19 protein-coding genes are annotated in these 24,764 nt (G+C 70.3%); 13 read left to right on the top strand and 6 right to left on the bottom strand.

Translation table 11 applies throughout. The features are described from left to right. Positions 1–2: 2 nt before the first annotated feature. The 10 genes from ccoG to CSW62_RS12235 all read left to right on the top strand — a co-directional run bounded on the left by ccoG (position 3) and on the right by CSW62_RS12235 (position 14,302). A complete protein-coding gene (gene ccoG, locus CSW62_RS12285) occupies positions 3–1,511 on the top strand; it encodes a cytochrome c oxidase accessory protein CcoG (RefSeq protein WP_099578178.1) in 1,509 nt (502 codons plus the stop codon). Beyond that, complete coding sequence (locus CSW62_RS12280; protein ID WP_099578176.1) at positions 1,508–2,014, top strand: FixH family protein; 507 nt, start codon at positions 1,508–1,510, stop codon at positions 2,012–2,014. The genes ccoG and CSW62_RS12280 overlap by 4 nt, the downstream gene beginning before the upstream one ends. Beyond that, a complete protein-coding gene (locus tag CSW62_RS12275) occupies positions 2,011–4,182 on the top strand; it encodes a heavy metal translocating P-type ATPase (protein WP_099578174.1) in 2,172 nt (723 codons plus the stop codon). Before CSW62_RS12280 ends, CSW62_RS12275 begins: the two co-directional genes overlap by 4 nt. Then, positions 4,179–4,343: a cbb3-type cytochrome oxidase assembly protein CcoS gene (gene ccoS, locus CSW62_RS12270; RefSeq protein ID WP_099578172.1), complete on the top strand. Its 165-nt coding sequence runs from the start codon at positions 4,179–4,181 to the stop codon at positions 4,341–4,343. Before CSW62_RS12275 ends, ccoS begins: the two co-directional genes overlap by 4 nt. A 45-nt stretch (positions 4,344–4,388) precedes the next feature. Then, complete coding sequence (locus tag CSW62_RS12265; protein WP_099578170.1) at positions 4,389–5,180, top strand: helix-turn-helix domain-containing protein; 792 nt, start codon at positions 4,389–4,391, stop codon at positions 5,178–5,180. Next, positions 5,177–6,538, top strand: coding sequence for an oxygen-independent coproporphyrinogen III oxidase (gene hemN, locus CSW62_RS12260; RefSeq protein WP_099578168.1), 1,362 nt, complete (start codon positions 5,177–5,179; stop codon positions 6,536–6,538). The genes CSW62_RS12265 and hemN overlap by 4 nt, the downstream gene beginning before the upstream one ends. A 456-nt stretch (positions 6,539–6,994) precedes the next feature. After that, complete coding sequence (locus tag CSW62_RS12250; protein WP_099578166.1) at positions 6,995–8,227, top strand: TolC family protein; 1,233 nt, start codon at positions 6,995–6,997, stop codon at positions 8,225–8,227. Next, positions 8,224–9,372 (top strand): efflux RND transporter periplasmic adaptor subunit, encoded by a 1,149-nt coding sequence (locus CSW62_RS12245; protein ID WP_099578164.1) that lies wholly within the window; start codon positions 8,224–8,226, stop codon positions 9,370–9,372. The genes CSW62_RS12250 and CSW62_RS12245 overlap by 4 nt, the downstream gene beginning before the upstream one ends. A 2-nt stretch (positions 9,373–9,374) precedes the next feature. Next, a complete protein-coding gene (locus tag CSW62_RS12240) occupies positions 9,375–12,551 on the top strand; it encodes an efflux RND transporter permease subunit (RefSeq protein WP_099578162.1) in 3,177 nt (1,058 codons plus the stop codon). 89 nt (positions 12,552–12,640) lie between these two features. Next, on the top strand, positions 12,641–14,302 hold the full coding sequence (locus CSW62_RS12235; RefSeq protein ID WP_143324461.1) for an alkaline phosphatase family protein: 1,662 nt from the start codon (positions 12,641–12,643) through the stop codon (positions 14,300–14,302). Positions 14,303–14,308: 6 nt separating this feature from the next. Here the strand turns inward: CSW62_RS12235 and CSW62_RS12230 are convergent, their stop codons facing one another. Continuing rightward, positions 14,309–15,652: a sigma-54 dependent transcriptional regulator gene (locus CSW62_RS12230; RefSeq protein ID WP_099578158.1), complete on the bottom strand. Its 1,344-nt coding sequence runs from the start codon at positions 15,650–15,652 to the stop codon at positions 14,309–14,311. Further along, positions 15,652–17,487, bottom strand: coding sequence for an ATP-binding protein (locus tag CSW62_RS12225; RefSeq protein WP_099578156.1), 1,836 nt, complete (start codon positions 17,485–17,487; stop codon positions 15,652–15,654). The genes CSW62_RS12230 and CSW62_RS12225 overlap by 1 nt, the downstream gene beginning before the upstream one ends. A gap of 253 nt (positions 17,488–17,740) precedes the next feature. On the opposite strand from CSW62_RS12225, the gene CSW62_RS12220 reads away from it, so the two are divergent. The 3 genes from CSW62_RS12220 (at position 17,741) to CSW62_RS12210 (ending at position 20,566) form a co-directional block, all read left to right on the top strand. Beyond that, positions 17,741–19,075 (top strand): dicarboxylate/amino acid:cation symporter, encoded by a 1,335-nt coding sequence (locus tag CSW62_RS12220; RefSeq protein WP_099582268.1) that lies wholly within the window; start codon positions 17,741–17,743, stop codon positions 19,073–19,075. 65 nt (positions 19,076–19,140) lie between these two features. After that, complete coding sequence (locus CSW62_RS12215; protein WP_099582267.1) at positions 19,141–19,767, top strand: glutathione S-transferase family protein; 627 nt, start codon at positions 19,141–19,143, stop codon at positions 19,765–19,767. 100 nt (positions 19,768–19,867) lie between these two features. Further along, complete coding sequence (locus tag CSW62_RS12210; RefSeq protein WP_099578154.1) at positions 19,868–20,566, top strand: FABP family protein; 699 nt, start codon at positions 19,868–19,870, stop codon at positions 20,564–20,566. On the opposite strand, the gene CSW62_RS12205 is transcribed toward CSW62_RS12210, so the two are convergent. From CSW62_RS12205 to CSW62_RS12190, 4 genes are all read right to left on the bottom strand, one after another. Continuing rightward, positions 20,563–21,918 (bottom strand): FAD/NAD(P)-binding protein, encoded by a 1,356-nt coding sequence (locus tag CSW62_RS12205; protein WP_099578153.1) that lies wholly within the window; start codon positions 21,916–21,918, stop codon positions 20,563–20,565. The genes CSW62_RS12210 and CSW62_RS12205 overlap by 4 nt on opposite strands. A 121-nt stretch (positions 21,919–22,039) precedes the next feature. Next, positions 22,040–23,107 carry a nitronate monooxygenase family protein gene (locus CSW62_RS12200; RefSeq protein ID WP_099578151.1) on the bottom strand — a complete coding sequence of 356 codons (1,068 nt, stop codon included), beginning with the start codon at positions 23,105–23,107 and terminating at the stop codon, positions 22,040–22,042. Positions 23,108–23,209: 102 nt separating this feature from the next. Further along, on the bottom strand, positions 23,210–24,193 hold the full coding sequence (locus tag CSW62_RS12195) for a FecR family protein (protein WP_099578149.1): 984 nt from the start codon (positions 24,191–24,193) through the stop codon (positions 23,210–23,212). Beyond that, positions 24,183–24,704 carry an RNA polymerase sigma factor gene (locus CSW62_RS12190; RefSeq protein ID WP_233206668.1) on the bottom strand — a complete coding sequence of 174 codons (522 nt, stop codon included), beginning with the start codon at positions 24,702–24,704 and terminating at the stop codon, positions 24,183–24,185. Before CSW62_RS12190 ends, CSW62_RS12195 begins: the two co-directional genes overlap by 11 nt. Positions 24,705–24,764 lie beyond the last annotated feature (60 nt).

Raw genomic sequence — 24,764 nt, 5'->3', positions numbered from 1 at the left:
CCATGCCCACGCTGATTGACAACACCAAGCCCAAGTCCGAGGCGAACTCCGAACATGGACGGGCGGCGGTCTCCGCCGCCGCCCGCGCCAAGGGGAAGGGCGCGCCGACGGGCGATGGCCTCTACAAGCCGCGAGAGCCGATCTATCCCAAGCTGGTCCACGGAACCTGGCGCCGGGTGAAGTGGGCGCTGCTGATCGCCACCCTGTCGATCTACTACGTCACCCCATGGATCCGCTGGCGGCGGCCCGAGGGCTTTCCCCAGCAGGCGGCGCTGGTCGATTTCGCCGACGGACGCTTCTACTTCTTCGACATCCAGCTCTGGCCCCAGGACGTCCACATCATCACGGGGCTGATGATCGCCGGAGCCCTGGCCCTGTTCCTGGTCACGGCGCTGTTCGGGCGGCTGTGGTGCGGTTACACCTGCCCGCAGACCGTCTGGACCGACCTCTTCATTGTCGTCGAGCGCCTGTTCGAGGGCGACCGCAACGCCCGCATGCGCCTGGACGCCGCGCCGCTGTCCTTCGACAAGCTCTGGCGCAAGGCGGGCAAGCACCTGACGTGGCTGGGCATCGCCTTCGGCACCGGCGGGGCGTGGATCTTCTATTTCCATGACGCCCCGACCCTGATCCGCACCTTCTGGATCGGCCAGGCTCCGGCCACGGCCTATGTCTCCTGCGCCCTGCTGACGGTGACCACCTATGTCTTCGCCGGCTGGATGCGCGAGCAGGTCTGCACCTACATGTGCCCGTGGCCGCGCATCCAGGGCGCCATGCTGGACCAGCACTCGCTGCAGGTGACCTATCTGCGCGATCGCGGCGAGCCGCGCGGCGCGCACAAGAAGGGCCAGGACTGGGCGGGACGCGGCGACTGCATCGATTGCCACCAGTGCGTCGTGGTCTGTCCGATGGGCATCGACATCCGCGACGGCAGCCAGTTGGAGTGCATCAACTGCGGTCTCTGCGTCGACGCCTGCGACGAGATCATGAGCAAGATGGCGCGGCCCACCGGCCTCATCGCCTACGACACGGATGCGGCCGTCGCCGCCCGCGCCTGTGGGGACAAGGCGGTTTACAAGCCCGTGCGTTCGCGGACCATCTACTACACCCTGGCCTTGACGGCGGTCGGCGGCCTGACGCTGGCGGCGTTGATCAGCCGGCCCAAGGCCGATCTCCACGTCATCCGCGACCGCAACCCGATCTTCGTGCGGATGCACGATGGCGCGGTGCGGGACGGCTACACGCTGAAGATCACCAACCGGACCTTCTTCGACCGCCGGTTCGAGATCGCGTTCGACGGGGTGACCGGCGCACGCCTCAGCCAGCCAGGCGAAGCGGGCGCCGTCAGCGTCACCGTGCCGGCTGACCAGGTCGCCTCGGTCCGGGTCTTCGTCACCGCGCCGCCCGACGCGGGGCTCGCGCCCAGTACGCCGGCCCGCTTCATCGCCCGCGCAGGCGACGTCCAGGCCGACGCCAAGACCGTCTTCCTCTCAGGAGCCGCGAACCCGCAATGACCGCCGCCTCGTCCCCCAAGCTCGCCCAGCCCGACACGAGCAAGCCCATCACCGGCTGGCACGTGCTGATCGCCGTCGTGGCGTTCTTCGCCGTGGTGATCGGCGTCGACACGCTGTTCATGATCAAGGCCTACGGCACCTTCTCCGGCGAGGTCGCTTCCAACCCCTATGAGGCTGGCCTGGCGTTCAACAAGACCCTGGCCCAGCGCCAGCGCGAGGCGGCCCTGGGCTGGACGGCTTCGGTCGAGAAGGCCGAAGGGGACACGGTCGTGGTGCGGCTCGTCGACAGGACCGGCGCACCGCTGGATCGGCTGTCGCTGACCGGCGTCCTGGAGCGCCCCGCCACCGAGACGGGACGCCAGACCCTGGACTTCAAGCCCCTGGGCGGGGGGCGTTACCAGACCCACGCTCGCCTCGACGGCGCCTGGGACCTGCGGGCCACGGCGCGCAACGGCCGCGACGTCTTCGAACTGGAAACGCGTCTGCTGGAGCCGGTCAAATGAGCGCCAGCCTGACCCTGGAGCGCGACCTGGAGGCTTTCGTTCGCCGCGACGAGGCGGGGCGAGGGCGGCTTGAGCTGTTGGTGAGCGGCGCCCGCTGCGCCGCCTGCATCCGCAAGATCGAGACGGCCGTGGCCGGCCTTCCGGGCGTCGCCGGCGTGCGCCTGAACCTGACCACCGGTAAGCTGGCCGTCGAGCTTGCGGGCCAGGAGGCGCATCCCGAGCGCGTGGTCGAGGCGGTCGAGGGGCTGGGCTATCGCGCTTGTCTGTTCGATCCGGCCGAGGCCGTGGCGGCGGTCGATCGCGAGGGCCGCGAACTGGCCGTGGCGCTGGGCGTTGCCGGGTTCGGGGCCGGCAACGTCATGATGTTCACGGTCCCGGCCTGGGCCGGCCTGTTCGGTCAGGAGCTGACGCCGGCCACCCTGACCCTGATGTACTGGATGGCCGCGATCGTCGCGACGCCCTGCGCGCTGTTCGCGGGTCGGCCATTCTTCCGCTCGGCCTGGGCGTCGCTGAAGCGCGGCAAGGCCAATATGGACGTGCCGATCTCGATCGGCGTGATCCTGACCCTGATCGTCAGCTTCTCGGAGACGATGCTGCGGGGCCGGCACGCCTATTTCGACGCCGCCGTCACCCTGTTGTTCCTGCTGCTGATCGGCCGCTACCTGGATCACCGCCTGCGGGCCAACGCCCGTTCGGCGGCGCGCGACCTGCTGGCCCTGCAAGCCCCGGTGGCCGTGCGTCTGTCGGGCGAGGCCGAGCACGGCGTGCCCGTCGCCGAGATCGTCGTTGGCGACCGGCTGGTCGTGGCTCCCGGCGATCGGGTTCCTGTTGACGGGGTGGTCGAGACCGGCCGCTCCGAGATTGACAACGCCTTGATCACCGGCGAGACGGCCCTGACGCCCGTCGCGATCGGCGCGCGCCTGCACGCGGGCGCCCTGAACCTGTCCGGGCGCCTGGTCATGACCGCCACGGCGCGCAGCGAGGACTCTACCCTGGCGGCCATCGCCCGCCTGATGGAGGCCGGCGCCCAGACCCGCTCGGCCTATGTGCGCATGGCCGACAAGGCCGCCGCGCTCTACGTGCCGGTGGTCCACACCGTTGCTGCGGCGACCTTTATCGGCGGCTGGGCGCTGGGCCTGGGCCCGCGCGAGGCGCTGCTGCGGGCGGCGGCGGTGCTGATTGTCACCTGTCCCTGCGCCCTGGGCCTGGCCGCGCCCGCCGTCCAGATCGCCGCCAGCAGTCGGCTGTTCCGCAAGGGCGTGCTGGTCAAATCCGGCGCGGCTCTCGAGCGCCTGGCCGAGGTCGACCACGTCGTCTTCGACAAGACCGGCGTGCTGACCGCAGGCCGCCCCCGCCTGGTCGACGCGCCAGCCCATCTTGTCGCCCTGGCCGCGCCTTTGGCGCGCGCCTCGCGCCACCCGCTGGCCAAGGCCCTGGTCGCGCAGGCCGGCGCGGGTCCCGTCGCCGCCGACTGTGTCGAGACGGCCGGGCAGGGCGTCGAGGGTCTGATCAACGGCCGCCGTGCGCGCCTCGGTCGCGCCGCCTTCGTTGGCGTCATGGATGGCGACGCGCGTGAGACGGAGCTGTGGTTCGGCTTCGAAGGCGACGTGAAGATCCGCTTTGTGTTCGAAGACCGGCCCCGCGCCGACGCCGCCGAGACCATCGAACGGCTGCGCCGCATGGGCCTGTCGATCGAGGTATTGTCGGGCGATCTCGCCGGCCCGGTGCGCGACATCGCCCAGGCCGTCGGCATCGACCAATGGCGGGCGGAGCTGACGCCCTTCGACAAGGCCGCCATCGTCGACGGCCTCAAGGCGCAAGGGCGCAAGGTGCTGATGGTCGGCGACGGTCTCAATGACGCCGCCGCCCTGGCCAAGGCCCATGCCTCGATAGCCCCCGGCGCGGCCGTGGACGCCGCCCAGAACGCTGCGGATCTGGTCTTCACCGGCGAGGCGCTCGGCGTGGTGGCCGAGGCGATCGACACCGCGCGCTCGGCCCGCCGTCGCGCGCTGGAGAATTTCGGCTTCTCGGCGCTCTACAATGTCGTGGCCATGCCAGCGGCGATGGCCGGTCTGGTCAACCCGTTCATCGCCGCCCTGGCCATGTCGGGGTCCTCGATGGTGGTGCTCTTGAACGCCGCCAGGCCTCGCCTCTGGAGGCGCCGATGAACATCATCCTGTTCCTGGCCCCGGCCTCGATCGGCCTCGGCGCGCTGGGCCTGCTGGCCTTCTTCTGGACGATGCGTTCGGGCCAGTACGAGGACCCCAAGGGCGACGCGGCGCGCATCCTCTACGATCATCTGGACGACAAGCCGCCAGCGGAAGATTGACGCCGATCAAGGTTCGCGATCGCTGAACGCGGAATGGTGTGATTCATGCCGTTCGAAAGCACCGATCTGAACCGCTTCCGCAAGCTGCCTCTCTTGGCGGCCGCCTCCGCCGACAGCTTCGCCCGGCTGACGCGCGACGCCGTTTTGCAACGCGCCTCGCGCCGGGCCGTCCTGACGGTCGAGGGTGAGGTCAGCGCCCATCTCGCGATCCTGATCGAGGGCGCGGTCGCTCTGGAGAGCGGACGGGACGGGCACGGCGCGACCCTGGCGCTGCTGGAGCCATCGTCCACCGTGATGCTGGCCTCGGCCGTGCTGGACGCGCCGGCGCTGGTGACGGCCTGGGCCGCGCCCCGCAGCGAGGTGCTGCTGATCCCCGCCGAGGCGCTGCGTCAGGCCGCGCGCACCGATCCCGCCCTGGCCTTCGCCGTCGCCGAGGAACTGTCTGGCTGCTACAGCGGCGTGGTCCGCGCCCTCAAGAACCAGAGGCTGCGCGGCACGCTGGAGCGCCTGGCCAACTATCTGCTGACCCAGCAGCGGCGCCAGGGGGGCGCGACCCGCCTGACCTTGCCCAGCCGCAAAAGGGTGCTGGCCTCGCTGCTGGGCATGACGCCCGAGAACCTGTCGCGCGGCTTCGCCAGTCTCGCGCCGCTGGGGGTCGAGGTCGACGGCCCGACCGTCACCCTGCGACAGCCCGAGGCCCTGGCGCTGCTGGCCAGTCCCGACGCATCGATCGACAACCACGCCGCCTTCGACGCCGCCCGCCCGGGACAGGCCGACCGCGAGCGCCGCCGCTTCGTCGCCATCGATTTCCCGGTCCCCGAGGACACCCGCCCATGACCGCCACGATCCTGCCCGCCGCCCAGCGCTTGCACGCCGAGCGCAACCTGCCGCGCTACACCAGCTATCCAACGGCCCTGGCCTTCGACAGCGCCCACGCCACCGAGGCCGAGGGCTGGTACGGGGCGACCCGGCCGGACGACACGCTGTCGGCCTATGTCCACGTGCCGTTCTGCCGCCGCCTGTGCTGGTACTGCGGCTGCCATACCTCGATCGCCCCGACCTACGACCGTGTGGGAAACTATCTCGATGTGCTCCGCCGCGAGATCGACCTGGTCGCCGCGCGCCTGGGCGATCACGACGGCCTGGCGCACCTGCATTTCGGCGGCGGCAGCCCCAATGCCCTGCGGCCCGCCGACTTCGTCGACCTGACGGCCCGGCTGGCGCGCGCCTTCCGCCTGAGGCCGGGCGCGGAGATCGCCGCCGAACTCGATCCCGGCATGCTGTCGAAGGGCTTCATCGAGGCGGTCGGCGAGGCCGGCGTGACCCGGGTCAGCCTCGGTGTCCAGACCTTCGATCCGACCGTCCAGGCGCTGGTCAATCGCGTCCAGCCCTATGACCAGGTGGCGCGGGCGGTCGAAGGCCTGCGCGGCGCGGGCGTCGGCGGCCTAAACTTCGACCTGATGTACGGTCTGCCGGGCCAGACGCCCGACAATGTCTACACCTCCGCCCAGGAGGCCGTCGCCCTGCGGCCCGACCGGATCGCCGTGTTCGGCTATGCCCACGTGCCATGGATGAAGAAGCACCAGACGATGATCCGCGAGACCGACCTCGCCGGTCTGGACGGACGCTGGCTGCAGGCCGAGGCGGCCGACGCGGCCCTTATCGAGGCGGGCTATGTGCGGATCGGCCTCGACCACTACGCCTTGCCGGACGACGCGCTCAGCCGCGCGGCCGCGGAAGGACGGATGCGGCGCAACTTCCAGGGCTATACGGACGACGCGGCGGCGGTGCTGATCCCCGTGGGGCCGTCGTCGATCGGCCAGTTCCGCGAGGGCTTCGTCCAGAACCACGTGCCGACCGACCAGTGGGCGGCCCGGATCGCTGAAGGCAAGCTGCCGTTGAACCGCGCTCTGGCGGTGGGCGATGAGGATCGCCTGCGCGCCCTCGTGATCGAGCGGTTGATGTGCGACCTGTCCGTCGACGTCGAGGCGATCTGTCGCGATCAGGGAATGCCCAGCGACCTGCTGGCCGAGAGCCTCGACGCCATCGACGCCCTGGCGCTGGCCGGCCTTTGCCGCCGTGAAGGCGCGGTGATTTCGATCCCGGAGACGGCTCGACGCCTGATGCGCGTGGTCGCGGCGGCCTTTGACGCCCGCCTGCCCAAGGCGGCCGAGCGGCACGCCAAGGCGGTCTGAACTGTGATTATGTAACGCGTTCTCAAGTGCGCGCCTCGGCGTTATGAGAGCGGTCATGCGGCGCAAGACGACATGGTGGCGGAACCTGGGAGGCCTTCTGGCCGCCTGTGTGCTGTCCCTGCTCGTCGGCGCGCCGATGACCAGCGCCGCGGCTTGCCTCTGCGCTAACGACGCAGCCGCCGCGACCATGGGTCAGGCGGCGCAGGCCGACCACGGTCAGGACGGCGCGCCGTGCAAGGCCGCTTGCTGCCTTGGCGGTCACTGTCACCACGTCGGTCCCGCGCTTGATGCGCCCCTTTCGAGCCTCGCCACGCCAGCCTTTACGGACGCGCGTCTCGCCGTAGCGCCGGGCCACATCTTGCCGTCGTTGACGGTTTCCGCTCTCGATAGACCGCCTCGCGGCTGACGACCCGCGCGCTTTCGCGCGCCGTCGTCCTGTCATCGCGAGGAATCTTCATGTCATCGAACCGCTGGCCGCTGCGTGCGGCCTTGGCGTCCGCCGTCTGTGGCGCGCTCTGCGGGGCTGCGTCGGCCCAGACCGCGCCGCCTCTGGAAACCCTGCTGCGCGAAGCCGCCGCGCCGCGCCTGATGGTCGGCGAGGCCGAGACCCGCGCCGCCGAAGGCCGCGCCCTGCAAGCCCGCGCCCGGCCCAATCCGACGCTCGACCTTCAGGTCGAGAACATTGGAGGCAACGGGCCTTACCGCGACTTCCAGGGCGCCGAGACGACCTTGTCGATCGGTCAGGTCCTGGAGCTGGGCGGCAAGCGCGGCGCGCGGGTCGCCGCCGCCCAGGCCGAATTCGGCACGGCGCGATCACGCGCCGACCTGGGCCGCGTCGCCTACGCCCGCGACCTCGTCGTGGCCTATGCGACGGCCGAAGCGACCGGTGAGCGGCTGCTGGTCGCCAAGGAGGGGAGCGACCTCGCGGAGGCCGACGCCCGCGCGGCGCGGCTGCTTGTGGACAATGGCAAGGAGGCGGAACTGCGCGCGCTGCAGGCCCGCGCGGCTGTCTCGGCGGCCCAGGCCGAGGTCTCGCGGGTCGAGGCGGAGTTCGGCGCGGCCTTGGCGCGGCTGGCGGCCCTGACCGGCGGAGAGCGCACCTTCACCGCCGTGACTCCGGGCGTGCTGGATGGCGCGTGGCGAGTATCGTCGTCGAACCCGGCGCCCGCCGTCGCCCTCGCCGAGGCCGAGCAGCGGACCGCTGCGCGAAAACTCGATCTGGAGCGCCGTCGCGCCACGCCTGACGTCACGGTCAGCTTCGGTGTCCGCCGCCTGGCCGGCGAGGACGCCACCGCCGCCGTGGCGGGGTTCTCGCTGCCGTTGCCTCTGTTCGATCGCAACCGCGGCGCGGTGAAGTCGGCGCAAGCCGAAGCCGACGCCGCGCGCGCCAGGCTGTTGATGGCGCACGCCGACGCGGTCGCCGACCGTCGTAGCGCCACAGGCGAGGCGAAGGCGGCCGACCAGTCCGTCGAGGCTGCCCGCGAAGGCGAGGCCGCCGCCCGCGAGGCCTACCGCCTGGCCCGGATGGGCTACGAGGCCGGCAAGCTGCCGCTGCTCGAACTTCTCTCCGCGCGCCGCGAACTCGTGGCCGCGCGCCAACGCAACGTCGAGGCGCGCCTGATGCGCGCCAAGGCCCGGGCGGACCTCGCCCAGGCCAACGGACAGATCGCTTTCGGGGATGCGCAATGAACGACCGCAAATGGATTCTCGCTGGCGCGGGCGCTGCGCTGGTCGCCGCCACCGGCCTTGGCTTTGGTTTGGGCCGGCTAATGGAAAAGCCTGCGGCCGAAGCGCCAGCCCACGAAGAGCAAGAGGCCACCCCGCACGAAGAGGGCTTCGTGGCGCTCTCCGCCGCCGACGCCGCCAAGGCCGGCGTGCTGACCACCACGGTTGGGCGCGGCGGCGGCTCCGAGCTGGTTCTGCCCGGCCGGGTCGCCCTGGCCGTCAACGCCTCGGCCGCCCTTGGCGCGCCGGTGTCGGGGACGGTCGAGCGTGTCCATGTCGCCGCCGGCGATCGTGTCGCCGCCGGCGCGGCCATCGCCACGCTACGCAGCGCGGAGGGCGCCGGCGCCCGCGCCAGCGTCGACGTCGCCGCCGCCGGGGCGGGGGCCGCCCAGGCCGCCGCCGCGCGCGATCGTCGCCTGTTCGAGGCCGGCGTCGTGGCGCGCCAGGACTGGGAAGCCAGCCAGGCCGGCGCCGCCAAGGCCCAGGCCGAGCTGCGCGCCGCCCGCGCCCAAGTCGCCGCCCAGGGCGCGCCGAGCGCCAGCGGTCTGGCGATCCTGCGCGCGCCGATTGCCGGCGTCGTAACCCGCATCGACGCGCGTGTCGGCGGCTTTCTGACCCAAGGCGGCCTCGTCGCCGAGATCGCCGACCAGAGCCAGGTCGAATACGTCCTCGACGCGCCGCCGGCCTCGGCCGACGCCATCCATGTCGGGGACACGGTCATGGTCCAGCGACCTGACGGCGGGGAGGCCAGCGCCCGTATCGTCGCTGTCGCTCCTAGCGCCCTGGGCGCGGGCGCGGCGATCGTTCGCGCCAGGCCGACGACGCCCGCGCCGCAGATCGGCGCGATCGTCTCGGCCCGGGTGATCCTGGCAAAGGGCGATGGGGGGCTGACGGTCCCGGCCGAGGCCGTCCAGACCCTGGAGGGGCGCACGGTGGTGTTCGTCGCCGAGCCCAACGGCTTCCGCGCCAAACCCGTCGTCACCGGCCGCACCGCCGCCGGTTCCGTCGAGATCCTGAAAGGCCTGACCGGCGGCGAGACCCTCGCCGGCAAGGGCGCCTTCCGCCTGAAGGCCGAGCTGGGCAAGGGCGAGGCGGGGCACGAGGACTGATCATGCTGAACCGCCTCATCGACCTTTCGGTCCGCTTCCGGTGGATCGTCGTCCTGCTGGCCGTGGCGCTGTTCGCGTTCGGCCTGCAGCAGCTGTCGCGCCTGCCGATCGACGCCGTGCCCGACATCACCAACCGCCAGGTTCAGATCAACACCATCGCGCCGGCCCTCGGCCCCGAGGAGGTCGAGCGCCAGGTGACCTTCCCGCTGGAGACCGCCCTGGCCGGGACGCCGGGCCTGGTCGAGACCCGGTCGCTGTCGCGTCACGGCTTCTCGCAGATCACCGCCGTCTTCACCGACAAGACCGACCTCTATTTCGCCCGCGCCCTGATTAACGAGCGCCTGCAGGCCGCGCGGGCCAACCTGCCCGACGGTCTGGAGCCCGGCATGGGGCCGCCTGTCACCGGCCTGGGCGAGGTCTATATCTGGACCGTCGAGTTCAAGGGTCTGCCTGCCCGCACGGACGTTCCCTATGTCACGCCCGAGGGGGAGACCCTACGGACCGACATCGAGAAGGCCACCTATCTGCGCACGGTCCAGGACTGGATCGTCGCGCCGCAGCTGAAGACCCTGAACGGTGTCGCGGGCGTCGATGTGCTGGGCGGCTACGTAAAGGAATACGCCGTCCATCCCGATCCGGCCAAGCTGGCCGCGCGGGGGATCAGTCTGCCGCAACTCGTCGAGGCCCTGGAGCATTCCAACCGCATCGCCGGCGCCGGCTACGTCCAGCGCGGCGGCGAGGCCTATATCGTTCGCACGGACGCGCGGGTGAAGAGCCTGGCGGAACTGGCCGAAACCCCGATCGGCCGCCGAGCGGGCGCGGTCGTCAAGGTCTCGGACGTCGCCACGGTCGCCATCGGCCATGCCCCGCGCCTGGGTTCGGCCAGCGAAAACGGCCGCGAGGTGGTGATCGGCACGGCCCTGATGCTTGTTGGGGAGAACAGCCGCACCGTCGCCGCGCGTGTCGACGAGCGCCTCAAGGCCATCGCGCCCAGCCTGCCGCCCGAGGTGATCATCAAGCCGGTGCTGGACCGCACCCGCCTGGTCGACGCCACGATCCGCACCGTCGAGCACAATCTGACGGTCGGCGCCCTGCTGGTCATCGCCGTGCTGTTCTTCGCCCTGGGAAACTTCCGCGCCGCCCTGATCACGGCGCTGGTCATCCCGCTGTCATTCCTGATCGCCGCCATCGCCATGCGGCGGTTCGGGATCAGCGGCAATCTGATGAGCCTGGGGGCGCTGGACTTTGGCCTGATCGTCGACGGCGCAGTTGTGGTTATCGAGAACACCCTCGGACGTCTGGCGCAACGCCGGGACGCCGAGGGGCGCGCCCTGACCGCCGGGGAACGCCTGTCGATCGCCATTGATGCGGCCAAGGAGATGGCGCGTCCCGCCGCCTTCGGCCAGGCGATCATCCTGCTGGTCTACGCCCCGCTGCTGACCTTCGAGGGCGTCGAGGGCAAGATGTTCACGCCGATGGCCGCCACGGTGATGTTCGCCCTGGCCGGCGCCTTCGTGCTGTCCCTGACCCTGGTCCCGGCCCTGACCGCCCTGGCGGTCCGCGAGCCGGAAGGTCACGGCGAGACCAAGGCCATGGCCGCCGTCCGCACGCGCTTCGAGCCGGTTCTACGCGCGGCCGTGGCGCGTCCGAAGGCGGTGGTCGGCGGCGCGGTCCTGGCGCTGGCGCTCGGTATCGTCGCCTTCTTCGCCCTGGGTCGCGAGTTCGCCCCCACGCTGGACGAGGGCGACCTGCTGGTCCAGGCCAGCCGCGTGCCCTCCATCTCGCTGGAAGAGAGCCAGGCCATGCAGTTCGAGGTCGAGAAGGCGCTCTCGGCCCAGCCCGAGGTCGCCGTGGTCTTCACCCGCACGGGCACGGCCGAGATCGCCTCGGACCCGATGCCGCCCAGCGCTTCGGACACCTTCGTGATCCTGAAACCGCGCAAGGACTGGCCCGATCCGACCCTGTCGAAGGCCAGGCTGGTGGAACGCATGGAGGGCGACCTCGGCAAGCTGATCGGCAATGCCTACGAATTCACCCAGCCGATCCAGATGCGCTTCAACGAGTTGATCGCCGGCGTGCGGTCGGACGTGGCGGTGAAGGTCTATGGCGATGACTTCGCGGCCATGAGCAAGACCGCCGACCAGGTCGCCGCCGCGCTGCGTAAGGTCCCGGGCGCGGCGGACGTGAAGGTCGAGCAGATCTCCGGCCAGCCGACGATCACCGCCAGCGTCGACCGTACGGCGGCCGCCGCTCTCGGGGTCCACGCCAGCGACGCGGCCGACGCCCTGGAGATCGGGCTGGGCGGTCGCGAGGCGGGCCACATCCTGGAGGGCGACCGACGCTTCGACGTGGTCGTTCGCCTGGACGACGGCTCGCGCGCCGATCCGGCGGCCATGGGACAGCTGCCGGTCGTGTCGGAGAGCGGGGAGGGCGCGACGGCTATCCCGCTGTCCAGCATCGCCCGCTTCGACACCGCCGAGGGGCCCAACCAGGTCAGTCGCGAGAACGGCAAGCGGCGCATCGTGGTGCAAGCCAATGTTCGGGGCCGCGACCTTGGCGGCTTCGTCTCCGACGCCCAGGACGCTGTGGCGCGGGAGGTCAGGCCGACGCCCGGCTCCTGGCTCGAATGGGGCGGTCAGTTCCAGAACCTGGAGCGTGCCAGCGCGCGGCTGGCGATCATCGTGCCGGCCGTGTTCCTGGTGATCGCCGTGCTGCTGTTCTTCGCCCTGGGTTCGGCGACGGAAGCGGCTCTGGTCTTCGCCTGCGTGCCTCTGGCTCTGGTGGGCGGGGCGCTGGCGCTGCTGCTGCGGGGGATGCCGTTCTCGATCTCGGCGGCGGTGGGCTTCATCGCTGTCTCGGGCGTGGCGACCTTGAACGGCCTCGTCCTGATGCAGAGCATCAAGCAGCGGATGCAGGACGCGACCGACATTGCCGCCGCCGTGATCGACGGAACGGTCGGACGCCTGCGGGCGGTGCTCACCACAGCGCTAGTGGCGATCCTGGGATTCATTCCCATGGCCCTGGCCATCGGTCCGGGCGCCGAGGTCCAGAAACCCCTGGCCACGGTGGTGGTCGGCGGCCTGCTGACCTCGACCGTGCTGACTCTGTTGGTGCTGCCGAGCTTCTACGTCTGGCTGGCGAGGCGCCGAGGCTTCCGCCTGGATCCGAGGCAAGGATGAGATGAGTGTCGCCCGGATCGTTTCAATCCTTGCACGGATGGTCGGTTCGGGCGAAATCGCTGCGAATGAAGAAGATGCTTACCTGCGGCCTGTTCGCCGCCGCCCTATCGACGGGTTTCGCCGCCCAGGCTTCGACGATCTCGGCCAAACCGGATCCGAAGCTGGTCGTGGTCATCTCGATCGATCAGTTCAGCGCCAACCTCTACGCTCAGCACAGGCCCGAGTTCACTGGCGGGCTGAAGACGCTGAGCGGCGGCGTCGTCTATCCGAACGGCTACCAGTCGCACGCCTTCACCGAGACCTGCCCGGGGCATTCGACCCTGCTGACCGGCAAGCATCCGAACAAGACCGGCATCAGCGCCAATGACTGGTACGACGTCGCTACCGGCAAGACGGTCTACTGCCTGGCCGACCCCAGCGCGACGCCGGCCGACAATCCCAAGGGGCGGGCCGTGTCGCCGGCCAATCTGGTCGCCACCACCTATGGCGATTGGCTGAAGGCCGTGTCGCCGAAAAGCCGGGTGTTCGGCGTGTCGGGCAAGGATCGCGGGGCGATCACCATGTCGGGCCACCGGGCCGACGGCCAGTTCTGGTACCAGGCGGGGTTCGGCTTCACGACCTGGGTTCCTACGGGTCAGACGGCGGAAGAGCGCCTCAAGCCCGTCGCCGCCTTCAACGCCAGGCTGGCGGCGGATCTGAAGAAGCATCCCTATGTCTGGGACTACGACAAGAAGCTGATCGGCGGCTCGGCCAAGCGCTGCCAGGCGCTGGAGGCCGACTACGAGACCGGCGGCCGCAAGTGGCGCGCGGCCCTGCCGATCCCGGTCGCGTCCGACGAGGCCGGCCAGCAGCGCGACCTCTATGCCAGCCCCTATACCGACCAGGTGACCCTGGAACTGGCCCAGACCCTGCGCGAGACCTACGCCCTGGGTGACGGTCCGCAGGTCGACGTGCTGACCGTCAGCCTGTCGGCCACCGACTTCATCGGCCATCGCTTTGGAACGCGCGGTCCGGAGATGTGCGACCAGATCGCCCGCCTCGACGACCGCCTGGGTGCGTTCCTCAAGAGCCTGGACAAGGTCAAGGGCGGTGTCCTGGTCGTGCTGGCCGCCGACCACGGCGGCGCCGACTTCGTCGAGCGCCTGCATGACGAGGGCTATGACAGCGAGCGCGTGATCGGCAAGCCGTGGATCGCCAGCCTGAACGCCCAACTGCGCAGGGATCTCGAACTGTCGTGGGATCCGCTGATCGCCGACGGCGGCATCGATCAGATCTACGTCGTCGGACCGGATCGCAAGGCGCCCTTGATCACCGACCGCGCCCGCATCGCCGCCGCGGCCCTGGCCTTGATCCAGCGCGATCCGGCCGTGGCAGAGGCCTTCGACTCCAACGCCATCCTGACCATGGCGCCGGCTCCGGCCGACGCCGCCATCGAAGAGCTGTCGGTGGCCGAGCGCGTGCGCCGCAGCGTCTATCCGGGCCGCGTCGGCGACATCCTGGTGGCCTTCAAGCCCAACCGCGTCCCCTCGACGCCTGGACCGACCTATGTGTCGACCCACGGCAGCCCCTGGGACTACGACCGCCGCGTGCCGATCCTGTTCTGGTGGAAGGGCGCGACGCCGCACGAGCGGGTGCTGCCGCTGGACACGGTCGACATCGCCCCGACCATCGCCGCCGTCACAGGCGTCAAGGCGCCGGCCGACATTGACGGCGTCTGCCGGCCGCTGGTCTACGGCCAGCCCTGCGGCTAGGGGCGGCTAGCGCGATCGGCGGCGATGCCGGGCCAGGTCGATGCCGTGGCGCTCGATCTTGTCGTAGAAGGTCTTGCGCGGAATGCGAAGGACCTCCAGCGCCTTGCGGACATCGCCGTCGCCGGCCGCGAGGGCCTCTTCGATCAGATGAGCTTCATAGGTGGCGACGCGCGCCGGCAGGGGCGGCGGATCCGCCGGCGCATCGCCGCTCTGGTCCGCCAGGCCCAGCGCCACCCGCTGGGCGTAGTGGCTGAGCTCGCGGACATTGCCGGGCCAGTCGTGGTTGTAGAGCCGCCAACGGATCTTGTCGTCGATCTTGGGCGGCTCACCCTCCAGCCGTTCACAGGCCCGAGCCAGGAAGTGGGCGAATAGCAGCGGCACGTCCTCGCGCCGCTCGCGCAGCGGCGGGATGCGGATGCGCACGACGTCCAGGCGGTGGAACAGGTCCTCGCGGAACGTCCCGGCGGCCACGGCGTCCGACAGGTCCGACTTGCCGGCGGCGACGACGCGCAGGTCCAGGGTCTGAGGGCGGTTGGAGCCTATGGGCGTGACCTCCCGTTCTTCCAGCACGCGCAGGAACTTGCCTTGCGCTTCCGGGGCCAGGGTCTCGATCTCGTCGAGGAACAGGGTGCCGCGATCGGCCTGCTGGATGCGCCCGGCCCGCTGGCGCACCGCGCCGCTGAACGCGCCCAACTCGTGGCCGAACAGCTCGCTGTCCACGGCGATGGCGGGCAGGGCGGCGCAGTCGACGGCGACGAACTCGCGATCGCGGCGGCGGCCCCAGGCATGCAGGGCTCGCGCGGCCAACTCCTTGCCGACCCCGGTCTCGCCTTCGAGCAGCACGTCGACATCGGCGTTGGCCAGTTGTCGCAGCGTGGCGCGCAGGCGCTCCATGACCGCCGTTTGACCGATCAGGGGCCAGTCGCTTTGGGCCTCGACGGCCAGGGTGCGTAACGACCGGTTTTCCAGCACAAGTCGACGCTTCTCCATCGCCCGCCGGACGCTGCTGACTAGGCGCTCGGGGGCGTAGGGCTTGGCGACGAAGTCGTAGACTCCGTCGTGCATGGCCTCGACCGCCTCCGAGACGTCGGCGTGGCCGGTGATCAGGATGACGGGCAGGTCCTCGTCCCGGACCTTGAGGCGGCGGAACAGTTGGCTGCCGTCCAGGCCGGGCATGCGGATATCGCTGACCACCACGCCGGGGAAACCGGCGGGCAGGGCGGCCAGCGCCGCCTCGGCCGACGCGAAGGCCATGACCTCGAACCCGGCCAGTCGCAGGGTCTGGACGTTGGCGTCCCGCAGCACGTCGTCGTCGTCGATGAAGGCCACAAGGTTTACGGAAGCAAGCATCAGGGACGCGCCTTGGGCAGGGACATGACGAAGCGGGCGCCGCCTGGAGCGGGCTCCAGGGAAAGCTCGCCGCGGAATTCGGCGACGATGTCGCGGCTGATCACCAGGCCCAGGCCAAGCCCGCGCGGCTTGGTGGTCGCGAAGGGCGTGAAGAGGCTCCTTGCCGCTTCGGGGGCGACTCCGGGACCGTTGTCGGCGACCACGATCCGCACCTGCGATCGCTTGACTGCCACCGCGATGCGGATCTCGGGATCGGGCGTGTCCTCCAGCGCTTCCAGGGCGTTCTGCAGCAGGTTGACCAGCACCTGCTCCAGCCGGAAGCGCTCGGCCATCACGCGGGCGGCCTCGTCGGCCTCCTCGCGGATCACCCGAACGTGCTGCTGGCGCACACGCGGGCCGACTAGCAGCAAGGCGCCGTCGATGGCGTCGCGCACGGTCACCGGCGCGGCGGGCGCGCTGGACTTGCGGGCGAAGGCGCGCAGTTCGTCGGTGATCAGTCCGATACGCTCGGTCAGGCCGGCGATCAGGCCGAGATTGGCCCTGGCGGTCTTGTCGTCGGCGCGGTCCAGGAAGGCGGCGGCGTTGTCGGCATAGGCGCGGATGGCGGCGACCGGCTGATTGATCTCGTGCGCCACGCCGGCGGCGATCTGGCCCAGGGTGGCCAGCTTGTTCGACTGGACTAGTTCGTCCTGCATCAGGTGGACGTAGGCTTCGGCGCGGCGACGCTCCTCGATCTCGACGACCAGGCGTTGGTTGGTGTCGCTAAGCTCTGCTGTGCGCTCGGCGACGCGAGCCTCAAGCTCCAGCCGGGCGGCTTCCTGGCGGGCGGCGCGAACGCTGGCCTGACCCCGCCACCGCAGGATGGCGAAGGCGACGCCGCAAACGACCAGGCCGACCAGCAGGGCGATGGCGCGCGCCCCGGCGACGGCGGCCCGCAAGGTTTCGCCCACCGGCGTGAACGTGAAGACCGTCCAGCCAGCGGCCCCCAGATCGGCGCTGGCGGCCATGAAGCGCGTGTCGCCCTTTGCCATCGCCGCCGTCGTGAGGACGGGCGGCCGGCCAGCCAACGGCGCAGGCGAGACCTTCAGCACCGAGAACGGGGCGTCGCCGAAGCGGTGCTCGGTGCGCAGTTGTTCCTGCTCGGCGCGGGGCAGGCGGGTGAGGGTCGAAAACCGCCACGCCGGTATCGAGGTCACCAGGATCACGCCGCGCGGGTCGGCGACGAAGGCGGGTTCGGCGGCGGACCACTCGGCCTCCAGCGCTTCGAACTCGACCTTCACCACCACGACGCCCAGCATGCCCTCGCGCCCCTCGACACGGCGGGACATGAACAGGCCTGGTCGGCGGCTGACCGTGCCGAGCGCGAAGAGTTCGGCGACGCCGTTGGCGCTGGCCTCCTTGAAATAGGGGCGGAAGCTGTAGTCGGAGCCCACGAAGCTGGTCGGCGCGGGCCAGTTGCTGGCGGCGATGGTCCTGCCCTTGGCGTTCAGGACGTAGATCACCGCCGCGCGCGTGCCGCCGCTCAGGGTTTCCAGCTTGCGGTTCAGGGCATCGATGCCGCGCGGATCGGCCGAACGCAGGGTCTCGGCGACATCCGGGTCCTGGGCCAGCACGAAGGGTAGGGAACGGTGCTTGGCCAGTTCGCTGCGCAGCACAGCCGCGTGCAGGGTGGCGGAGGTCTGGGCCTGGCGCGCCAGATCCGCCTCGGCGCGACGTTCGGCCACCGCGCCGGCAAAGCCTACGACCGCCGCCAGGATGATCACGCTCACCGCGCAATAGGCCGCCCAGCGGCGGACAATCGGATCGGCGAGAGTCAGCGGCCGCGCCGTCGTCATCAGCGGTTTCCCTGGATTTGTGCGGACTTTCGCACAAATGCCGGATTTCGTGTGGGGATTTCCGCAGAGATCGCAGTGGCCTGCGCTGTCTTGGAAGTCGAAAAATCCAACAAAATCAACGTTTTTGACCTGCTCTTCAAGGTGGCTTGCGCGGATTTCCGCCTGAAAGGATCGTCTATCCAGGCGTCCTGACAAAGGGGCGCAGGGTGGAAACGCGGCCAACAGGCCAGTCCAAGAGGCGACAGTGAAGACGATCCAACCGGCCGCGCCCGCGCGAGCCCCCGAACGATCCAAGCCTTTCTTCCAGCACCTCTACTTCCAGGTGTTGCTCGCCATCGTCCTGGGCGGAGCCATCGGCCACTTCTATCCGCAGATCGGCCAGTCGCTGAAGCCGCTGGGCGACGCCTTCATCAAGCTGGTGAAGATGGTCATCGCTCCGGTGATCTTCCTGACCGTGGTGACCGGCATCGCCGGCATGCGCGACCTGGAGAAGGTGGGTCGCGTGGCGATCAAGGCGCTGCTCTACTTCCTGGTCTTCTCGACCCTGGCCCTGGTCGTCGGCCTGATCGTCGCCAATGTCGTCCAGCCGGGCGCGGGCATGAACATCGATCCGGCCACCCTGAAGACCGACAAGGTCGCCGAATACGCCGCCAAGGCGCATGACCAGTCTATTGTCGGCTTCCTGATGCACATCATCCCGGCCACCGTGGTCGGCGCCTTCGCCGAGGGCGAGATCCTGCAGGTGCTGCTTATCTCGATCCTGTTCGGTCTGTCGCTGACCCTGGTGGGCGAGCCGGGGCGTCCCGTGGTCGACTTCCTGGAACTGGTCGCTCAGGCCTTCTTCAAATTCGTGCACATCGTGATGAAGGCCGCCCCGATCGGCGCCTTCGGGGCCTTCGCCTTCACGATTGGCAAGTACGGCATCGCCTCGGTCGCCAACCTGGCCATGCTGGTCGGCACCTTCTACCTGACCTCGGCGCTGTTCGTGGTGGTGGTGCTGGGCGCGGTGGGCATCGCCAACGGCTTCTCGATCTTCAGCCTGATCCGCTACCTGAAGGCCGAACTGCTGCTGGTGCTGGGCACCAGCTCGTCGGAAGCCGCGCTGCCCAGCCTGATCGAGAAGCTGGAGAAGGCCGGTTGCCCGAAGTCGGTCGTCGGTCTCGTCGTCCCGCTGGGCTATTCGTTCAATCTGGACGGCACCAACATCTACATGACCCTGGCGGCGCTGTTCATCGCCCAGGCCACCGGCGTGCACCTGTCGTGGGAGCAGCAGGCGCTGCTGCTGGGCGTAGCGATGCTGAGCTCGAAGGGCGCTGCGGGCGTGACGGGGGCCGGCTTCATCACCCTGGCCGCCACCCTGTCGGTCGTGCCCTCGGTTCCGGTGGCCGGCATGGCCCTGATCCTGGGCGTCGACCGCTTCATGTCCGAGTGCCGGGCCCTGACCAACTTTACCGGCAACGCGGTGGCGGCGATCGTCGTCTCGCGCTGGGAAAAGGGCCTCGACGTCGCGGCCTTGAAGTCGGCGCTGAACCCGGGGAAGCATCCGTCGGCCGCCGACGCTCCCGTGCAGGAGCCGATGCGCCCTTAAGGCCGTCGGTTTGCTCGCGGGCTGGAGATAGGTGTTCTATGCGCGACCGCGGGGAGGCGGCCAGCATGATCGAACTCTATCACTGCCATGACGCGCGATCGTTCCGCGTTCTGTGGACGCTGGAGGAAATGGGGCTGGCCTATCGCCTGCACCTGTTGCCCTTTCCGCCGCGCCTCCTGGCGCCCGAGTATCTGGCGCAGAACCCGCTGGGCACCATTCCGCTGCTGGTCGACGGCGAGACGCGGATGACCGAGTCGGCCGCTATCCCGCAGTACCTGGCGACCCGCCACGGGCCCACGCCGCTGGCGGTCGGGGTCGATGAGCCGGACTATGGCCTGTGGCTGGACTGGATGCATCGCGGCGAGGCGACTCTGACATTCCCGCAGACGATCGTGCTGCGCTACACGCGGCTGGAGCCCGAGGAGCGTCGGGTGAAGCAGGCCGCCGACGACTACGCCCAGTGGTTCCTGTCGCGCCTGCGCCATCTGACCCGCGCCCTGGCGGACCGCGAATGGCTGTGCGCCGGCCGGTTCACGACGGCCGACCTGTGTGTCGGCTACGCTCTGCTGCTGGCCCGCACCCTGGGTCTGGACCAGAAGTTCAGTCCGGAGGTCGCCGCCTATTGGGAGCGTCTGGCCGCGCGGCCGGGGTTTCTGGCCGCCAAGGCGGCGCAGGAGGCCGAGGCGGCTTAGGCGAGGCATTTCTTCAGCTACGGCCGAGTTCGCCCGCTCTTCGACTTGACCGGCGCGCTCTGGCCGCTAGAGCCGGGGCCAAGCGTCACCAGAGGCCGGCATGATCAATTTCCCCGACGACATCTTCACCGAGCCTTCGGACGTCGATCCGGATGCGCTGGCCAATCTGGGTCCGCTGCGTCGTCTGGCCGGCGTGTGGGAGGGCCTCAAGGGCGTCGACCTCAACCCGAAGGCCGAAGGGCCCGAGCGGCGCGACTTTCTCGAGCGCATCGAGATGCAGCCGATCGATCCCCAGGCCAACGGCCCGCAGCTGTTCTACGGCCTGCGCTACCACGTCCACATCGTCGCCTCGGACGAGGAGACCACCTTCCACGACCAGATCGGCTATTGGCTGTACGAGCCGGCGACGGGGCTGATCCAGCAGACCCTGGCCATTCCGCGCGGCCAGGTGGCGCTCGCGGCCGGCCGGGCCAGCGAGGATGGTTCGGGCCTGATGGTCCGCGCCGAGCGGGGCGCACCGGGCTACGGCATCTGCTCGACCGATTTCCTGGAATGGGCGTTCCGGACGGATTCCTACCAATTGGACGTCAAGTTCGAGGCCGATGGCGGTTGGTCGTACGTGTCCACGACCATGCTGCAGGTCCGTGGCCGCACCGCGCCGTTCCATCACGTCGACCGCAACACCCTGACCAAGGTCGCCGAGCCGCGGCCCAACCCCCTGATGCGCGTCACCACCGGCGAGGCGACGCGAAGCCAGGCCCACGGCTTCATCGCGATCGGCGAGCCGGTCGAAGGCTAACCCAAGGCCGCGGCGATCGCGCGAGCGACGGCGGCGGCCTGGCCCCGGATGTCGGGCACGGCGGTGATTTCCCAGTGGGCGGCGCGCGTGGCCGGGCCGACGGCGAACAGTGTGGCGGAGGCCGCGCCGGACACGTCGCGCAGGCGGTTGGCCTCGTCGATGTCGAAACCCAGCCGCAGGGCGTCGGGACGGGCCAGGCCACGCCGCACCAGATCCTGGATCAGCGGATCGGTGGAGACCAACACGTCGCCGGTCGGGCCGGTGCAGTTGATCACCGCGGCGGCCCGCGCCACGTAGGTCTCGCGCTCCCCCCTGCCGCGCCACTTGCACAGCGCCCAGCCGTCCGGCTTCAGGGCCAGCTCGCGGATCTTGCCGGCCGCGATGGTCAGTTGGCCGGTGGCGCGCATCGCGGCGATGCGGCGGGCGACCTGCGGCGCCAGGCGGTGGCGATGGATCTCCCAGAAGGGACGGGCGTGGCGCAGGAAGGCCTGCTTCTGCTCTACGGACCAGTGGCGCCAAAGGGGCTGGGTCGAGGCGCGGACGGCGTCGATGGCCGTGCGCCAGCCATGCTCGGCGGCGGCTTCCCTGAGCCAGGAGAAGGCGCCGAGCGGCGAAAGGTCCTCGGGCGGCGGCGGCAGGGGCTGGGGTGGCGGCGCGCCGTCGTGCTCCAGCGGGGCCAGGCCGCGCCGCGACAGCGCCAGGATCGGCCGGCCGCGCTGGGCGTCGTCCAGCGACAGGGCGACGTCGACCATGGTCAGGCCCGTGCCGATCAGCAGCATCGGACCCGGCGGCAGCTCGGCGGCGTTCCAGCGCCAGGGATCGGCGACATAGGCGGTCGTTGCCGCGAAGGCCTCGTCAATGCCCGGTGGGCGCGCCGGGGGCGGATTGCCCAGAGCCAGGGCGACGGCGTGGACCTCGACAGTGCGGCCCATGGCGCAGCGCAGCCGCCAGCCGTCGCCCCCAGGTTCCAGCGCCACCACGGCGTCCGGGTTCACCACGAGGCGACCGGCGCCGGCTGGCCCTTCGGCGATCTCGGCGACCTGACTTTGCAGGTAGCGGCCATAGTCGGCGCGGGTCGCGAAATCGGCCGCGCCCAGACCCAGACCCTCGGCCGCCAGCCAGTCGACGAAGTGCCCGGGCCGGTCCGGCCAGGCGCTCATATTGCCGGCCCGAACGTTCAGCCGATGATGCGGATTGTGCGTCGCATAGGCCGCGCCGAGGCCGACGGGCGCGCGCCGCTCGAACAGGATGACCTTGGCGTCGGGAGATTGGCGCAGCAGGTTCAGCGCCGTCATCACGCCACTGAATCCCGCGCCGATGACCGCGATCACAGGCGCTGGACGTCGAGGCATTCACGAAACTCTATGCAGCCGATGGACTTTTCTCGACCATGGGGCGGAGTCTGGCAAGGGGCTTGCAGAACACGCCACAATGAGAGCGAGCGTCATCCGCTAGAACGCGCTTGGCGAGGGATCAGCGCGCTCTTCGCGCCGCTGCCAGCTCGGCCGCCAAGGTCGCGATCAGTTCGGCGGCGGGCAGGGCGCGGGCCAGCGGCGCGCCCTGGCCAGCCCACTGGGCGCCGAAGCCGCCTTCGCCCTTGGCCCGGGCGGCGGCCGCCAGGGCTTTGCCCGCGTCATAGGCGATCGGATACTCGGGCGGGGCGACGCCCTTGAGGGCGTCTTTCAAGGCCGTGAAGCGATTGGGCAGGGACCGCGCAAGTCGGCCGGAAATCAGCCGGGTCATCTCGGTGGCCGCGGCGCCGGGGCCCAGCAGAGCCGCGCGGTGATAGGCGTCGGCGCTGGATTCCGGTGAAGCGATGAAGGCCGTGCCAAGCTGGGCGGCCTGCGCCCCCAGATCGAGCGCGGCGGCGATGCCGGCGCCATTCATGATGCCGCCAGCGGCGATGACCGGGATCGACAGCTTGCGCACCAGCAGTCGGGTCAACGCGAACGCACCCAGTTGCGCATCCGGCGCGGCCGGATCGAAGACGCCACGATGGCCGCCGGCCTCCCAGCCCTGGGCCACCACCGCATCGACTCCGGCGCGCTCGACGGCGCGGCCTTCGTCAAGGTTGGTGGCGCTGGCCAGCAGGACGATCCCCGCGGCCTTAAGTTGGTGGATGATGGGCGCGGGCGGAAGGCCGAAGTGGAAGCTGACCACGGCGGGCCGCGCCGCCAGCAGTGTCTCCAGCATCGCCGCGTCGACGTTGAAGCTGGTGTAAATCTCCCTCAGCGTCGTCGGCGGCTCGGCGTCATAGGCCGCGAAGATCGGGCGCAAAGCCTCCGTCCAGGCGCGCTCGCGGCCCGGATCGGCCTTGGCCGGCGCGTGGGTGAAGACGTTGACGTTGAACGGGCCGTCGGTCAGCGCCTTCAGCGCGCCGACCATTTCGCCGGCCTTGGCGGCCTCGACCGCGCCCACGCTGATCGAGCCCAGGGCGCCGGCGTTGGTCACCGCCGCGGCCAGAGCGGGTGTCGACGTTCCCGCCATCGGCGCTTGCACGATCGGAAGTCGCACGCCGATCCGTGGCAGGATGCTGCTCATAGGCCTTGTCCAGTTCGTCGAGCGCGGCGTTCACGGCGCTGATCGCGTCCCGGCCGAACGCGGAAGAACGCCGCTCGAACATAGGCGTTCGTCCGCGCGACGCTAGGTCGTCGGGGGCCGCGCCGCTCGATGCGTGGGGGCCTGCCGGGGCGAGAGATAGACCTTGCGACCGTCCGGGTCGGCCCGCATGTCCAGCGCCGCGGCGATCATGGCCAGGGACTCGGCGGGGCGATCCAGCTTGAAGCGGCCGCTGACCTTCAGCTCGCCCAGGACCGGGTCATGCAGGGCCACGCTCTGGGCCGTGTAGCGGTTGAGGCGGGCGATCACGTACTTCAGCGGCAGGGCGTCGGCGTCCAGCCAGTCCGACCGCCAGGCCTGGTAGCTGTCGGCGCCCAGGCGGCCCTGGACCGGCGCGCGGTCGGCGACCAGCATCAGCCACTCGCCCTTGCAGACGCGGCGCTCGGCGCCGTCGCGATTGACCCGCACCACGCCGTCGAACACGCGCACCTGGACGGCGTCGCTGACCAGCTCGACCTCGAAGGTGGTGCCGACGGCGGTCACCTGGGTGTTACCGGCCTGCACCCGGAAGGGGCGTTTGGCGTCCTTGGCGACGTCGAACACAGCGTCACCCTTGTTCAGCGCCACGTCGCGGGCCGCCCGGCTGTAGCGCACCGAGACGCCGGTGTCGGCGGCCAGGGTAATCACGGACTTGTCACTCATCCGATGCTCGGCGCGCGCGCCCACCGGGGTGGCCAGGTCGATCGTCTTTTCGCTCAGGTACGGACGCATCAGCACCGTGACCGACAGCCCCGCGACCATGGCGACGCCGGCGGCGATGAGACCCATGCGCAGGTGTCGCGTCTTGGCGGGCGCGGCGCGGAGGCGCTCGGCGGCGTCCAGCAGGGCGGTGTCGCGCTGGGTGTCGCGCATCAGGGCGAAGGCGGCGGCGCGGCTGGGCGCGCTGGCCAGCCAGGCTTCCAGCTCGGCGCGTTCGGTTTGCGTCAGCTCGGGCAGGCGATCGGCCCAGTCGGCGGCGACCTCGAGATCCTCGTCGGACGGCAGGCGCCAGTTGTCGTTAGCGCGCATCCTGGCGGCTCCCTTCTCGCGCGGCGTTGACCGCCGCGTCCTGCATCGCGCCGGCCAATTCGGTCATGGCCCGCACGAGGTGTTTCTTGACGGCCTCCACATTGATCCGAAGATCGTCGGCGATGGCTTGTCTGGACTGGCCGTCGATGTGACGGCGGATGAAGATGTCGCGGCGCAGCGGCGAAAGGCGCTTGAGCGCCTTCTCGAACACCGCGGCCCGCTGTTTGTGCTCCAGCACCGCGTCCGGCAGGGGCAGGTCGCAGCCGAAGTCCTCGTCGCCGATCGGCTCCTCGCGCCGGTCGCGGCGAGCCTGAGCGTAGATCAGCGAGTCCGCCACCCGGTAGGCATAGGCCAGGGGCTGGGTGATCTCCTGCTTTCGCGCCTGGCGTAGCACCGTCAGGAGGGTCTCCTGAAGGATGTCCTCGGCGCGCGCCGGGTCCTTGGACCGCCGCACGATATAGGCCGCGAGCTTGCGCTCGTGGGGCCGCAGCGCCGCGAGGACGTCATTCATGGCGCTTCCAGTCGGCATGGTCGTGCACGCGTCCATGCAGGGAAGAGGCGCGAGCCGCGC

Origin of the sequence: Caulobacter sp. FWC2, from assembly GCF_002742625.1 — a bacterium.
Lineage (GTDB): Bacteria > Pseudomonadota > Alphaproteobacteria > Caulobacterales > Caulobacteraceae > Caulobacter.
This window is presented reverse-complemented; position numbering and strand designations above follow the sequence as displayed.